This window comes from Thioclava arctica, assembly GCF_040892615.1.
Classification (GTDB): Bacteria; Pseudomonadota; Alphaproteobacteria; order Rhodobacterales; family Rhodobacteraceae; genus Thioclava; species Thioclava arctica.
Genome location: NZ_JBFRYC010000002.1, coordinates 395,432 through 408,983, shown reverse-complemented (window position 1 = coordinate 408,983; position 13,552 = coordinate 395,432). Strand labels below are relative to the sequence as shown.

Annotated in this window: 13 protein-coding genes; 3 read left to right on the top strand and 10 right to left on the bottom strand. The window is 61.8% G+C overall.

From position 1 onward, the window contains the following. The first annotated feature begins 63 nt into the window (after nt 1-63). Entirely contained in the window at nt 64-1,107 is a 1,044-nt protein-coding gene (locus tag AB4874_RS04730; RefSeq protein ID WP_368391131.1) for an SPOR domain-containing protein, read from the top strand. A 70-nt stretch (nt 1,108-1,177) separates the two neighbouring features. Here AB4874_RS04730 and AB4874_RS04725 read toward each other — a convergent pair whose 3' ends face one another. Further along, nucleotides 1,178-2,197, bottom strand: a complete 1,020-nt coding sequence (locus tag AB4874_RS04725; protein WP_368391130.1) for a hypothetical protein — start codon at nt 2,195-2,197, stop codon at nt 1,178-1,180. A 123-nt stretch (nt 2,198-2,320) separates the two neighbouring features. Next, a complete protein-coding gene (locus tag AB4874_RS04720) occupies nt 2,321-3,958 on the bottom strand; it encodes an AMP-binding protein (protein WP_368391129.1) in 1,638 nt (545 codons plus the stop codon). Nucleotides 3,959-4,065: 107 nt separating this feature from the next. Here AB4874_RS04720 and AB4874_RS04715 point away from each other — a divergent pair, with 107 nt between their 5' ends. Together AB4874_RS04715 and AB4874_RS04710 are read left to right on the top strand one after the other, a co-directional pair. Beyond that, complete coding sequence (locus tag AB4874_RS04715) at nt 4,066-4,713, top strand: sulfotransferase family 2 domain-containing protein (RefSeq protein WP_368391128.1); 648 nt, start codon at nt 4,066-4,068, stop codon at nt 4,711-4,713. A gap of 190 nt (nt 4,714-4,903) precedes the next feature. Continuing rightward, complete coding sequence (locus AB4874_RS04710) at nt 4,904-5,572, top strand: Hint domain-containing protein (protein ID WP_368391127.1); 669 nt, start codon at nt 4,904-4,906, stop codon at nt 5,570-5,572. 171 nt (nt 5,573-5,743) lie between these two features. Here AB4874_RS04710 and AB4874_RS04705 read toward each other — a convergent pair whose 3' ends face one another. The 8 genes from AB4874_RS04705 to AB4874_RS04670 all read right to left on the bottom strand — a co-directional run bounded on the left by AB4874_RS04705 (nt 5,744) and on the right by AB4874_RS04670 (nt 13,535). Beyond that, nucleotides 5,744-7,933, bottom strand: coding sequence for a 3-hydroxyacyl-CoA dehydrogenase NAD-binding domain-containing protein (locus tag AB4874_RS04705; RefSeq protein WP_368391126.1), 2,190 nt, complete (start codon nt 7,931-7,933; stop codon nt 5,744-5,746). An 11-nt stretch (nt 7,934-7,944) separates the two neighbouring features. Then, the gene (locus tag AB4874_RS04700) at nt 7,945-9,156 is read right to left on the bottom strand and encodes an acetyl-CoA C-acetyltransferase (protein WP_368391125.1); all 1,212 of its coding nucleotides are present in this window, start codon (nt 9,154-9,156) and stop codon (nt 7,945-7,947) included. Nucleotides 9,157-9,165: 9 nt separating this feature from the next. After that, a complete protein-coding gene (locus tag AB4874_RS04695) occupies nt 9,166-9,792 on the bottom strand; it encodes a glutathione S-transferase family protein (protein ID WP_368391124.1) in 627 nt (208 codons plus the stop codon). A gap of 164 nt (nt 9,793-9,956) precedes the next feature. Continuing rightward, entirely contained in the window at nt 9,957-10,487 is a 531-nt protein-coding gene (locus AB4874_RS04690; RefSeq protein ID WP_368391123.1) for a hypothetical protein, read from the bottom strand. A 16-nt stretch (nt 10,488-10,503) separates the two neighbouring features. Then, the gene (locus AB4874_RS04685; protein ID WP_295532837.1) at nt 10,504-10,716 is read right to left on the bottom strand and encodes a hypothetical protein; all 213 of its coding nucleotides are present in this window, start codon (nt 10,714-10,716) and stop codon (nt 10,504-10,506) included. Next, the gene (locus AB4874_RS04680) at nt 10,713-11,168 is read right to left on the bottom strand and encodes a GFA family protein (RefSeq protein WP_368391122.1); all 456 of its coding nucleotides are present in this window, start codon (nt 11,166-11,168) and stop codon (nt 10,713-10,715) included. The genes AB4874_RS04685 and AB4874_RS04680 overlap by 4 nt, the downstream gene beginning before the upstream one ends. Before the next feature lie 87 nt (nt 11,169-11,255). Further along, entirely contained in the window at nt 11,256-11,612 is a 357-nt protein-coding gene (locus AB4874_RS04675; protein WP_368391121.1) for a DUF6404 family protein, read from the bottom strand. Nucleotides 11,613-11,759: 147 nt separating this feature from the next. Beyond that, entirely contained in the window at nt 11,760-13,535 is a 1,776-nt protein-coding gene (locus AB4874_RS04670) for an acyl-CoA dehydrogenase C-terminal domain-containing protein (RefSeq protein ID WP_295532834.1), read from the bottom strand. Nucleotides 13,536-13,552 lie beyond the last annotated feature (17 nt).

Below are 13,552 nucleotides of genomic sequence, written 5' to 3'. Positions count from 1 at the left end.
TTTTTCCTTTACTCACCGTCAAGACTCCGCCATCCTCCAGCCTTATTAGACATGGGGGCATGCATGCGGTTTGGTGGGGTTTTGACGGCTGCGCTTTTTGGGGCGGTGATGGGCGCAAGCGGGGCAATGGCGCAAAGCTATGCGCCCGAAGAAACGCCACCCGCTTCGTTCAAAGGGCGTCAATATGTCGATAGCGCGGGCTGCGTATTCGTGCGCGCGGGCTATGGCGATGCCACTAAGTGGGTGCCGCGGATCAACCGCGATCGCACGGCGATTTGCGGCTTTAAACCCAGCTTGCCTGCCGAAAAGGTCGCTGTTGCGGCCCCTGCGAAGGTTGTAGCCCCCAAAACCGTGATTGCAAAAGCAGCCCCGGCGCCGAAAATGGCGGCGCCCGTGATGCGCAGCAATACGGTCAGTCGGCGCTCCGTGAAGGCACCGATAGCTACGATTGCCTCGAATATGGTGCCCGAGGCGCGCTCGCCAAACCCGCCCTATTCCCCGGTGAAGACGCTAGCCCCGCGCGCGGTGGCGCAACCCGCCTCGGCTCGGGGGCAAACGCGTGCGACGCGTATACAGGTCGCCATGGTGCAACCTGTGGTGCAAAAAATCCCGCGTGAGGTCAGCGTCGGGGGCGTGGCGCCTGTCGTGACGACCTCGCCTGAACCTCCGGGTGGCTGGAAACCCGCATTCGAAGACGGGCGTCTGAACCCATATCGCGGGCCGCGCACGCAGTCGGGCGATGCGCAAATGGCGCAGCGTTGGAATACCAAGACGCCGATGGGCATGGTTGCCGTGCCCCAGCAGCGGGTGATCTATGTGCCCGTGGCCAGCGCGCGGATGTCCGCGGAAACGGTGGCCCCCGCGTCCAGCGCGACGCGCCAGCCGGCAGGGTCTGGCAAGCGGTTCGTGCAGGTGGGCAGCTTTGGCGTGCCCAGCAATGCTGCGGCTGCAAAGGCACGGCTGCGCGCGCTTGGGCTTCCGGTGGCGACAGGGCGTGCGGGCCGTTTGACGGTGGTTTACGCAGGCCCCTTCAGCGCGCCCTCTGCCCTGCAAAACGCACTAAACTCGGCGCGCAGCGCTGGGTTTCGGGATGCGCTGCTGCGCTAGGCTCAGGCATCAACACAAATGAAAACGGCGGTCCAAGCGGGCCGCCTTTTTTGTAACCGGGATGCGTGGGTTAGCGCCCCGTGCAGATGTCTTGCAACGCGACCCATTGTGCATCAGGCAGAACGGGACGCGGTGAGGGCTCCCCCTTGAACGGGTCAGCCTCGATCAGGCCCAGAACGGTTTCTCCTGTCGGATCAAGCGCGTAGGCATACGGGGTAGAGCTAACTCCGGCCGTACGAAAGGCGCGCAACAAGCCGTCGGTGGCAGGCGGCATCGGTTGCTCGCGCAGCAATTGTTCAGCGTAAGAGGTGATGCCGCTATCGGGCAGATTGCCCGTGGTCAGCAGGCGCAACGCCGCCGCCGGTCCCAGCGCGCCCAGCATCTGTTTGAGCGGCGATTGCCCGGCAGCCCCGTCTTCTGTCGAGATCAGATAGCCAGCAACGACCTCGGGGGTGTCGGGGCCCTCGATGGTATTGCGCCCGATCACGGCCAGCTTGCCGGGTAGTAACCGCGCGCCCTTTAATGCCTCGGGCAGCACGACGATTGTGTCATGGCCGGGCAGGCGCTTGGACAGGACAGCGAGGGCCTGTTCGCCGGGTGGGCTCGCGCAGGGCTGGCCCGTCATCGTGGAGAGCTCCGCCAAAAGTTTGCGCCCGATCTCGATCCGCTTGGCCATTGGGGTGATGCGCGCGGCATGATCGACCAGCGCGCCGGGCAGCCAGAACAGCGCCGCTGCGCCAACGCACAGCACAACGCCGCCGATCAGGAATGAGCGCAAACGGCCCGGATGGGGGCGATGGGACTCGATGATCACATGGACCTTTTCGATCGCGGCGATCATCACCTCATCTTCAAGCTCCAAGCTTTCGCCCGGCTCCTCAGATGGCGCGTAAATCGCAGGGTGCGCGCCCGGGTTGCGCCGGATCATCGCGGGCAGTGACCAATGGGCCAGGGCCGCGCCCGCCTTGGTTTCAGAAATCACGAGGCTTGCATCGCCCAGCGATACAATCACCTCGCGGCGCTGCGCCTCAGGATCGGCGCGCCAAAGCCCCACGGCTTCAAGACGGTCATATTCGCTTAGGGCGGTCATTGGGACCTGTTACTGCTCTTGTTAACGTGCAGGATAGCCGATCCTGCCGATGCGTCAATCAGATGCCGGGTTTGGCCAGATGTCGGGTTTGGCGGCGCAGACCACTCCGCGCCGCGCCCAAGCTCAGCCTTGGTCCTGATCCAGCAATTTGGCCACGGCGCGCAGTTCGAATTTCTGAATCTTGCCGGTCGATGTCTTGGGCAGATCGGCAAACATCACGCGCTTGGGTGTCTTGAAACCCGCAAGGCGTTCGCGGCAGAACTGGATGATCTCGGCCTCGGTGGCCTCGGCCCCGTCTTTGAGCTCGACAAACGCGCAGGGCACCTCGCCCCATTTCTCGTCCGGCTTGGCCACGACTGAGGCCAGCGACACGGCCGGATGGGCGGCGATCACGCCCTCGACCTCAACCGACGAGACGTTTTCGCCCCCCGAAATGATGATGTCCTTCGCGCGATCCGTGATCTTGATGTAGCCGTCTTCGTGCAGAAACGCGATATCGCCGGAATGGAACACGCCGCCCTCAAACGCTTCGCGGGTGGCTTGCGGATTTTTGTAATAGCCCTTCATCACCATATTGCCGCGCATCACGATCTCGCCCAAATGCGAGGCATCGCGCGCCACCTCACTGCCGTGATCATGCACGGTCACCGTCTCCATCATCGCCATCATCATGCCGGTGCGCGCCTTGAGACTGGCGCGTTCCTCGGCCTCTGCGCTCTCCCATGCGGGTTTCCAGGTGCATTCGACCGAGGGGCCGTAGGTTTCCGTCAGCCCGTAGGTTTGCGTGACGTTGAAGCCGAGCGGTTCGACCGCGGCGAGGGTCGAGGCAGGGGGCGGTGCGCCTGCGGTGAACACCTCGACGGTATGATCAAAGGCGCGGCGGTCGGATTCTTTGGCGTTGACGATGGTGTTGAGAACGATCGGCGCGCCGCCGAAATGGCTCACGCCATGATCGGCGATCGCGTCATAGATCGCTTTTGCGGTGACATCGCGACAGCACACCACCGTGCCCCCCAGCATCGGCACCATCCAGGCATGGGTCCAGCTATTGCAGTGAAACAGCGGCACGATGGTCAGCAGCACCGGGTAAAGCTGCATCCGCCACGCGATCATATTGCCAATGGTGGACAGATGCGCGCCGCGATGGTGATAGACAACGCCCTTGGGGCGCCCCGTCGTGCCTGAAGTATAGTTGAGCGCGATGCTCTCCCATTCATCCTGCGGCATGATCCAGTCAAATAGCGGGTCGCCTTTGGCCAGCAGATCCTCGTATTCCAGATAATGGTCGGTCGGCTCGAATCCGTGCTCGGGGTCGGCGACCTCAATGATCTGGGGTGCGGGACCGGACATCGCCTTGAGCGCCTCTTCGGCAAGCGGCAAAAACGCGGTGTCGCACAGCACGATTTTCGCGCCGCCATGTTCAAAGATATAGGCGATGGTTGCCACATCGAGCCGGGTGTTGATCGCATTCAGGATCGCCCCGCAGGCGGGCACGCCGAAATGGGCCTCGACCTGGGGCAGGGTGTTTGGCAGCAGCGTGGCCACCACATCGCCCGGCTCAATCCCGCGCGCCCTGAGCGCCGAGGCAAGCTGGCTGACGCGCGCGTGGTAATCGACGTAAGACAGCTGGCGTGTCCCGTAGATCAGCGCGGTGCGTTCGGGAAAGACCTCGAGGGCGCGGTTCAGATGGGACAAGGGCGTCAGCGCAACATAGTTCGCCGCGCATTTCTCCAGCCCTGTTTCGTCGGCAAGCCAGCCCATGCAATCCTCCTCCGGTAATATCCTTGCGCATTTATTGCCTCTCGCGCAGGAATGTGAAGGGGGCGTGGCGCTTTTCGTCGATCACACTTGCCACTAGAGTTGCGCCTATGATCGTCTCGCATGGCCGCCGCTATATCTTTGTTCATATCCCCAAGACGGGGGGCACGGCGCTGGCGCTGGCGCTGGAGGCGCGCGCCATGGCCGACGATATCCTGATCGGGGATACGCCCAAGGCGCGCCGCCGCAAGGGGCGGCTGGCGGGGGCGCAAACGGCGGGGCGGTTGTGGAAGCACAGCACGCTGGCGGATGGGATCGGGCTGTATGACGCGTCTGAGGCACACAGCTATTTCACCTTCACGCTGGTGCGCAATCCGTGGGATCGGTTGGTGAGCTATTATCACTGGCTGCGCGTGCAAAGCTTTGACCACCCGGCGGTGACGCTGGCCAAGGCGCAGGATTTCTCGGGGTTTTTGGCGGCTCCGCAGATGCAGACGTCGATCGCGGCGGCGCCCTATGGTAGCTATATGCGCGGGCCGGACGGGGCCGAGCGATGCGATCTGTTCCTTCGCCTTGAGCATGTCGAACAAGACGCCGCGCCCCTAGAGGCGCATCTGGGTTTCGCCATTACCCCCTTTGCAAGGGCCAATGAATCAAGCCGGGTACGCGACTGGCGGCGCTATTACAGCGACGCCGATCATGCGCTCGTCGCTCGGCTTTGCGCACCTGACATCGCGCGCTTTGGGTATTCTTTTTAATCCGTTAGCGAATAAGTGGCTGATTGCACCCTCTAAAGCAGCAATCACGCGAATGTTGCCTGAACTGTTCAGATCTTCGCCGCAATGCCTTTGTTGCGCCGTTTTCTCGCCCACGAAACATCTCGGGAATCGCTTGGACTGAACGCATCGGCAAACGCCCCCTTCGGGGTTTTTCAGAAGGAAGACGGATATGTTCGCATCTGCCGCTAGTGCTTGGAACGACGCTGTCGAATTCGACGAGATTTTTTCGAACGCCTCGGGCCATGCCTCGGGTGTGAACCAGAGCGGGGGGATTGTGGCGGGCACGCGGATTGCGACCGAGATGGGCTGGCGCCCGGTCGAGGGGATCGTGGCGGGCGACATGGTGATGACCTTCGATCACGGCGCGCGCCCGGTGGTGGCCGTCAAGCGCACGCAGTTTTGGCTTGGTTCGAATTCCTGCCCGCGTCATTTGCAACCGCTCGCCGTTCCCGTCGGCGCGTTGGGCAATGCCTCCGCGATGCTTTTGCTGCCCGAGCAAACCGTTCTTGTCGAAAGCGATATGGCCGAGGCGGTGTTTGGCGACCCCTTTGCACTAGTCCAGGCGGCCGCCCTTGAGGGCTATCGCGGAATTGACCGCATCACGCCGCACCAAAAGGTTGAAATTGTCGTGCTGGAATTTGCCCGCGACGAGGTGATCTACGCCAATGGCACCAGCATGATCCATTGCAGCTCGGTTGATGCGGGGAGCTTGAATGCGATGATCGCGCCGACCCCCGCAATGTATGAGGCTCTGCCGTTGGAAATGGCGCGCTCGATCGTGGCGGAGATGATCGCCGAAGATATGATTGCCCAAAGCTACGCTTACGCCGCTGAATAAACGCTCCGCTTTTCCGATAGTCAAAGCCGCCGCGCCCTGAAATGGGCGCGGCGGTTTGCGTTTGCGGGTTTGGCGGCATGAAAACGCCGGGGCCTTTGCAGACCCCGGCGCTTCATATTGACCCGGGCAATAGCAGGGAACCGCGCCTTGCCCCGGTCTGTCGTGTCGCGATCAGGCGGCTTTCGCAGCCTGACCTTTGCCAAAGCGGCCATAGAACGTGTCGCCCTTGGCGGCGATGTCGCGCAGCAGGGCCGGAGCCTCAAAGCGCGCACCGTATTGGGCGGTCAGCGCGTCGCAAATCTCGACCGCTTTCCCCGCGCCAAGGATATCGAGCCAAGAGAACGGGCCACCCGACCATGGCGCAAAGCCCCAGCCAAGGATCGCGCCCACGTCTCCCTCGCGGATATCTTCCAGCACGCCTTGTTCAAACGCGCGCACGGCCTCGAGAACCTGCGCCATCAGCAAGCGGTGCTGGACGTGATGCACATCAGGCTGCTCATCGGCGCGCGGGAATTTGGCATCGAGCCCGGACCAAAGGCCCTGACGCTTGCCCTTGTCGTCATACTCGTAAAAGCCCGCATTGGATTTGCGCCCCATCCGGCCCTGATCGGCCATCCAGAACAGCACATCATCGACGGCCCCATCCGGGTAGGCATCGCCCATCGCTGCTTTGGTCGCCTTGGCGATTTTGACGCCCAGATCAATCGAGGTCTCATCCACCAGTTGCAGCGGCCCCAGCGGCAGACCCACCTGTGTCGCGGCATGTTCAACCAGCGTCGGGTTCACGCCCTCTGCCAGCATCCGAATACCTTCGTTGATATAGGGAATGATGCAGCGGTTGGCATAGAAGAAGCGCGCATCGTTCACGACGATCGGCGTCTTGCGGATCTGGCGCACGAAATCGAGCGCCTTGGCCACGGCCACCGGCCCGGTTTTCGCCCCCTTGATGATCTCGACCAGCAGCATTTTGTCCACCGGCGAGAAGAAGTGAATGCCGATGAACTGCTCGGGACGTGCGCTGGCCTTGGCCAGCTCGGTGATCGGCAGGGTCGAGGTGTTGGTAGCGAAGATCGCATCCGACGGGATCACGGCTTCGGTCTTCTTGGTGACCTCGGCCTTGACGCCCATATCCTCGAACACCGCCTCGACGATCAGATCGCAGCCCTCAAGGGCGGCGTAATCCGTGGTCGCGGTGATGCGGCCCAGCACTTGGGCTTTCTTCTCTTCGGTGACCTTCTTGCGCGAAATCCCCTTGTCGAGAATGCCCTCGGAATAGGATTTCCCGCGATCGGCGGCCTCTTGGGCGTTGTCGATCAGCACGACTTCGATACCGGCCACGGCGCTGACATAGGCAATCCCTGCCCCCATCATGCCCGCACCCAGAATGCCGACCTTTTTCACGGTCTGATCGGGGGCGTCAGGACGGTTCGCGCCTTTTTCCAGCGCGCCCTTGTTGATGAAGAGCGACCGGATCATCGCCGTCGAGGACGGGTTAAGCAGCACATTGGTGAACCAGCGCGCCTCAATCTTGATGGCCTGATCAAAGGGCACCAGCGCGCCCTCGTAAACCGCGGACAACAGCGCCTTGGCGGCAGGGTAGACGCCTGCGGTCTTGCCATGCACCATCGCGGAAGCCCCGACAAAGGTCATGAAACCCGCCGGGTGATAGGGCGCGCCGCCGGGCATTTTGTAGCCCTTGGCATCCCAAGGTTTCACCAGATCGGCGTCCTTGGCATTCAAGACCCAGTCTTTCGCAGCCGCGACCGGATCATCGACCACTTCGTCGATCAGGCCAGCAGCTTTGGCCTTTTTCGGGTCAGACAGCTTGCCTTCCAGCAGGAAGGGGGCCGCGACCATCGCACCAAGCTTGCGCGCGAGACGGGTCGTGCCGCCACCGCCGGGGAAGATACCGACCATGATTTCGGGCAGGCCGATCTTGGCCTTGGGATTGTCGGCGGCAAAGATGCGATGGGTCGAGAGCGGCAGCTCCAGCCCGATCCCGAGCGCAGTGCCGGGTAGGGCGGCTGCAATCGGCTTGCCGCCTTTGTTGGTCTTCGGGTCCATCCCGGCGCGCTCAATCTTACGCAGGACGTGGTGCATGCTCATCACGCCATCAAAGATCGCCTGCGCGCCGCCTTCGCGCATCTGCGCGATGACATTGAGATCCATCCCGCCCGCAAAATCGGGCTTGCCCGAGGTGATGACCACGCCCTTGCAGGCGTCATCGGCCAGCGCGGTGTCGATGAAGCTATCGAGGAGTTTGAACCCCTCCATGCTCATCACGTTCATCGATTTCTCGGGCACGTCCCAAGTGATGATGGCAACGCCGTCGCTGCCCAGTTCGTATTTGAAATCAGCCATTTGTCCCTCCCTCACACGCGCTCGATGATGGTGGCCGCACCCATGCCGGAGGCCACGCAAAGCGTTGCCAGACCAGTGCTCAGGTCGCGCCGTTCCAGTTCATCCAGAAGCGTGCCGATGATGATTGCGCCTGTCGCGCCCAGCGGGTGACCCAGCGCGATCGCGCCGCCGTTCACGTTCACCTTGCTCGCATCGACATTGAAGAACTGCATGAAGCGCAGCACGACGGCGGCGAAGGCCTCGTTGACCTCGAACAGGTCGATGTCGGAAATCGACATGCCGCTGTCTTTCAGGATCTTCTCGGTGACTGGCACGGGGCCAGTCAGCATGATCGTGGGATCGGTGCCGATCTTGGCGGTGGCGCGGATGCGGGCGCGCGGCTTGAGGCCATGCGCCTCGCCGAATTCCTTGTTGCCAATCAGGATCGCCGAGGCACCATCCACGATGCCCGAGGAGTTGCCCGCATGGTGGACGTGGTTGATGTGATCGAGATGTGGGTATTTCAGCATCGCGATTTTATCGAAGCCCGGCATTACCTCGCCCATATCCTTGAAGCTCGGTTTCAGCGCGCCCAAGGTTTCCATCGTGGTGCCCGGACGCGGGAATTCGTCGTGATCAAGAATGACCAAGCCGTTCTGATCGAGAACTGGCACGATCGATTTGGCAAAACGGTTGTCCTTGATCGCCTCAATGGCGCGACGCTGGCTTTCAACACCCAGCGCGTCTACGTCTTCGCGGCTAAATCCGTATTCGGTGGCGATAATGTCAGCCGAAATACCCTGCGGGACGAAATAGGTTTTCATCGCCAGCTGCGGGTCAACGGCGATCGCCGCCCCGTCCGAGCCCATCGCAACGCGGCTCATCATCTCGACGCCGCCCGCGATATAGCCATTGCCAGCGCCGCCCTTGATCTGGTTGGCAGCGAGGTTCACGGCCTCCATCGCCGAAGCGCAAAAGCGGTTGATCGACAGGCCGGGGATGCGTTCATCAAGATCGCTCAGCAAGACTGCCGAGCGCGCAAGACAACCGCCCTGTTCCATGACCTGCGTGGCATTGCCCCAGATCACGTCTTCGACCGCGTGGCCCTCAAGGCCGTTGCGCTCTTTGATGGCGTTCAGCAACCGCGCCGAAAGCGCCACCGAGGTGACCTCGTGCAGCGATCCATCCTTGCGGCCCTTGCCACGCGGGGTGCGTGCTGCGTCATAAATATAGGCGTCTGTCATGGTTCCTCCTCACGCCCGGTCAGACGGATTGCCGGGCATCAAATCATAGGGGTGTTTCCAACCGGGCAGGGCAGAGATGCTGTCTAACCAACGGTCGATATTGGGGAAATCTTTACGCTCGAAGCCGAAAGGCTCGGGGTAGTAGAGATAGCCGCAGCAGGCGAAATCGGCGATTGACGGGGTAGTGCCCACGATCCAGTCGCGGCCTTCAAGATGGGTTTCAAGTGTGGCCAGCGCGGCGAGCACCCGCCCCTTGAGCCATTTGATCGCCTCGGTCGGGCGCTTGTCCTCGGGCAGGAAGTTCATCAAGAACCGCAAGCTGCCTTGCTGGCCTGACCCTTTCTGAGCGTCCCAGAACAGCCAGCGCATCATTTCATTGCGGTCATCGGCCAGAAACTTGCCGGTTTTTTCCGCGATATGTAGCTGGATCAGGCTGGATTGTGTGAGCGTCAGATCGCCCTCGACGAAAACAGGGGCCTCGCCCATCTCGTTGAGCGCGCGAAACTCTGGGCTGCGCGACTCGCCGTTAAAGAAGTCGACATAGTGCGGCTGCCAGTCATAGCCGGCCAGCTCCATCGTCAGCGCCGCCTTGTAGGCGTTGCCCGATTCTCCAAAGCAATACAGTTTTGCGGTCATGCGACCTCCCCCTCGTCTGCCCATAATCTGGCGATTAAGTGACGCGAACGTAAGCCCCTTGCAGGCGTTTCGCCGCAACGTCATTCCATCACGACGTCGCGTCTAACGCGAGAGCGCGCGCGACGTTCCGTTGCGAAAGGTGAAATGAAGGTGAACTGGCCGACCTATTGCACCACCACTTCCGTGGCTTTGGGAAAGGTAATACCCTGAAAATCCGGGTAGGTTTTGCGCAACAGGCGAAGCTGCGTGGGGCTGTCGAGGCGGATCAGATACCATTCGGCATTGTCTTGCAGCGCCAAAGTGGTGTCGTCGCGCCGCAGCTTGCCGCGTGCGGGCAGTTCCAGAACCGAGGTGGTCGGGATTGTCGCATAGGCGCGCCCCGCCTTGGTTTGCCCGCTTTGCATCGCGGCGACATCCATGGAGAAACTGTCGATCACCACGGGGGCCATCGCCTTTTTAATCTGCGTTTCCATCTGGCCTTCCAGCGCATCGACCCCCACGCCCGATTGCGAGGCAAGGGCGCGCATCATCTTTGGCGGCACGGTGTCAAAAAACACGTCATAGTTCTTGTCTTGCACCGCGCGCACGAAACCCGCCGCCTCTTGGGTGATCGCATTGCGATCTGACGCATCGAAGGCAAGGGCAGGCAGGCTGGTCGCGAGACAAAGCGCAGTTGCAAGAAGCAGACGAGGCATATCGGACCTTTCGCGCCTAGGCTTTGCGCTCTGGCAATTCCGCCTTGAACAGCCGCAACCTGTGGGTGAGGTTCTCTTGATGGGTCACCGAATTGAAATGTTCAAAGAGGAAGGTCAAGGCCTCGTCCGGCGTGATCTCGGCTTCTTGAGCAAAGCGGTTGAGGCGACGATAAGCATCGTTTGTCATGGCGACGGGAAAGCGGCGGGTCAGTTTCAGGCGTTTGGTCATCCGCGCTCCTCGGGGGCTTGGTTCGAAACGACCTGTGCGATCAGATCGGGATAAGTGTCATGTGCGGGCAGGTGGCTTAGCTGGTCGAGCCAGCCCACCTTTGCCTCGATCCCGCCTTGGTCGCACGGTTGATAGGGGAAATCGGGGGCAAAGCAGCCCGCCATGATTTCTATCGTGTCGCCCGTCCGCAAATAGAGCGGCGTGCCGCAGGTCGGGCAAAACCCGCGCACAGAGATGTTGGACGAGGCCCATTCGCGTGGCGTCTCGCCCTGCCATTCGACCCGCGCACCGGGCACCTCGAAAAGCGGCGCAAAGGCATTTCCGGTGGCGCGCTGGCACATCCGGCAATGGCAAAGACCGGCTTTGGCGGGGCCTTCGGACACGGTGAATCGGATCGCACCGCATTGGCAGCCGCCACGCGCTGTTGGAAAAGTCGGATTTTGAGGCATCATCTGGCGCTCCGAAGCTGTGCCGCCACAGTTTAGCATAATCTTGGGGCGTGGCCATGGGCTTGGGGCGTGGCTATGGGGCCGTCGCGTCTAAAGCTGATCCCAGGCGCTCAGGCCCAATTTATGCTGACGCCAGATTTGCAGACCCGCCACGATGGAGCCGAAAAACAGCGCGCTCAGCACCAGCCCGACGATATGCACACCGAAGGACAATCCTGTCGTCCAGCTTAGCAGCGGATCAACGACAAGACGGGCGATGGCAAAGCCGATGGTATAAATCAGCAGGGTTTGCCGACAGCTCAGATACGGGCCCGGACGCGGCTCCAGGCCAAGCGCTGCCATCACCCGCGCAAGCAGCGGGCGGGGGCCGTGAATCACGCCGCGCGCGCGCAGTTCAGACAGCGCGACCGCATAGCGGCGATTGGTTTCAGCTGTGCCCAGATACATGGCAACCTCATGAGTCGAATTGAGGCTAGGGTAGCGCGCGCCCGGGCTGACACAATCGCCCGGCCGGACACTTCACCGCACATGCTGGTGATCGATCTGAAAACGGCGGGCCAAAGCCCGCCGTCTTAGGTCTTGGTTCGCTTGGGATCAGAACTGATCTTCGGCCAGCGCCATCACCGTTTCGGCCCCTGTTTCGATGCGGGCCAGGTGCATCGCGCAGGCGGGCAGTTGGCGCGCCATGTAGTAGCGGCCGGTGGCGATCTTGCCCTCGTAGAACGCGGTATCGGTCGCCCCATTGTCCAGCGCGACATTGGCGGCTTTTGCCATCCGCGTCCACATCAGGCCAAGGCAGACATGGCCCATCAGATGCATGAAGTCATAGCTGCCCGACAGCGCCGCGTTGGGGTTCTTCATGCCGCTTTGCATAAAGAACATGCCCGCCGCCTGAAGCTGTTTGCTGGCCACTTTCAGCGCATCGGTGAAGGGCTTCATGCGCTCATCGCCGTCATGCGACTTGCACTCGGCCTTGACCATCTCAAAGAAGGCCATGACATGCTTGCCACCGTCCTGAGCGAGCTTGCGGCCCACCAGATCGAGCGCCTGAATGCCGTTCGCGCCCTCATAGATCATCGCGATGCGGGCGTCGCGCACATGCTGCGACATCGGCCAATCTTCGGTATAGCCGTGGCCGCCGAACACCTGCTGGGCCTGCACTGCGGTCTCAAAGCCCTTGTCGGTCAGGAAGCCCTTGATCACCGGCGTCATCAGCGAGATCAGCCCGTCAGCGTCTTTGTCACCCGCCTTGTGCACGCGGTCAATCAGATGCGCGCCCCAGAAGGTGAACGCACGCGCGCCCTCAACAAAGCTTTTCTGATCCATCAGCATCCGGCGCACATCGGGGTGCACGATGATCGGATCGGCGGCCTTGTCAGGGGCCTCGGCCCCGGTGACGGCGCGGCCTTGCAGACGATCCTTGGCATAGGCCACGGCCTCTTGATAGGCGGCCTCGGCCACGGCGTAGCCTTGCAGGCCCACGCCCAGACGCGCCTCGTTCATCATCGTGAACATCGCGCGCATGCCCTTGTGCAGATCGCCCAGCAGCCAGCCCTTGGCGCTGTCGTAGTTCATCACGCAAGTGGCGTTGCCGTGGATGCCCATCTTCTCTTCGAGCTTGCCCACGGAAACCGCGTTGCGCTCGCCCAGGGAACCATCGTCATTCACGAGGAACTTCGGCACGATGAACAGCGACACACCTTTGGTGCCCTCACCACCGCCCGGTGCCTTGGCCAGCACCAGATGGATCACGTTATCCGAGAGGTCATGATCGCCCGCCGAGATGAAGATCTTGGTGCCGGTGATCAGATAAGAGCCATCGTCCTGCGGCTCTGCCTTGGTGCGCATGAGACCCAGATCGGTGCCGCAATGGGGCTCGGTCAGGTTCATCGTGCCGGTCCAGTCACAGGTGACCATCTTGGGCAGATAGGTGGATTTCTGCGCGTCCGTGCCATGCGTGTGGATCGCCGAGTAGGCGCCATGCGTCAGGCCCTGATACATGTTGAACGCCATGTTGGCGGACACGAACATCTCGCCCACCGCGCAGTTGAGCACATAAGGCATGCCCTGACCGCCATATTCGGGGTCGCAATCCAGCGCGGTCCAGCCGCCGTCTTTCATCGCGGCAAAGGCCTTGTCAAAGCCCTTGGGCGTGCGGACCATGCCGTTCTCCAGCACGCAGCCTTCCTTGTCGCCAACTTCATTGAGCGGGGCGAGCACTTCGGCGCTGACCTTACCGGCGGCATCAAGCACGGCCTCGGTGAAATCGGGCTCCATGTCCTCATAGCCCGGAATATCGGTCTGCGAGATCTTCAGAACCTCTTGCAGCACGAACTGCATGTCCTTGGTGTTGGCGGTGAAATTCGGCATGGCGTCCTCCCGGTTTT

What these genes read in the sequence shown, in the direction of transcription:
- AB4874_RS04725 (WP_368391130.1), bottom strand. Translation starts at nt 2,197, where the DNA reads ATGACCGCCCTAAGCGAATATGACCGTCTTGAAGCCGTGGGGCTTTGG.
- AB4874_RS04710 (WP_368391127.1), top strand. Translation starts at nt 4,904, where the DNA reads ATGTTCGCATCTGCCGCTAGTGCTTGGAACGACGCTGTCGAATTCGAC.
- AB4874_RS04700 (WP_368391125.1), bottom strand. Translation starts at nt 9,156, where the DNA reads ATGACAGACGCCTATATTTATGACGCAGCACGCACCCCGCGTGGCAAG.
- AB4874_RS04675 (WP_368391121.1), bottom strand. Translation starts at nt 11,612, where the DNA reads ATGTATCTGGGCACAGCTGAAACCAATCGCCGCTATGCGGTCGCGCTG.
- AB4874_RS04690 (WP_368391123.1), bottom strand. Translation starts at nt 10,487, where the DNA reads ATGCCTCGTCTGCTTCTTGCAACTGCGCTTTGTCTCGCGACCAGCCTG.
- AB4874_RS04695 (WP_368391124.1), bottom strand. Translation starts at nt 9,792, where the DNA reads ATGACCGCAAAACTGTATTGCTTTGGAGAATCGGGCAACGCCTACAAG.
- AB4874_RS04705 (WP_368391126.1), bottom strand. Translation starts at nt 7,933, where the DNA reads ATGGCTGATTTCAAATACGAACTGGGCAGCGACGGCGTTGCCATCATC.
- AB4874_RS04715 (WP_368391128.1), top strand. Translation starts at nt 4,066, where the DNA reads ATGATCGTCTCGCATGGCCGCCGCTATATCTTTGTTCATATCCCCAAG.
- AB4874_RS04730 (WP_368391131.1), top strand. Translation starts at nt 64, where the DNA reads ATGCGGTTTGGTGGGGTTTTGACGGCTGCGCTTTTTGGGGCGGTGATG.
- AB4874_RS04670 (WP_295532834.1), bottom strand. Translation starts at nt 13,535, where the DNA reads ATGCCGAATTTCACCGCCAACACCAAGGACATGCAGTTCGTGCTGCAA.
- AB4874_RS04720 (WP_368391129.1), bottom strand. Translation starts at nt 3,958, where the DNA reads ATGGGCTGGCTTGCCGACGAAACAGGGCTGGAGAAATGCGCGGCGAAC.
- AB4874_RS04685 (WP_295532837.1), bottom strand. Translation starts at nt 10,716, where the DNA reads ATGACCAAACGCCTGAAACTGACCCGCCGCTTTCCCGTCGCCATGACA.
- AB4874_RS04680 (WP_368391122.1), bottom strand. Translation starts at nt 11,168, where the DNA reads ATGATGCCTCAAAATCCGACTTTTCCAACAGCGCGTGGCGGCTGCCAA.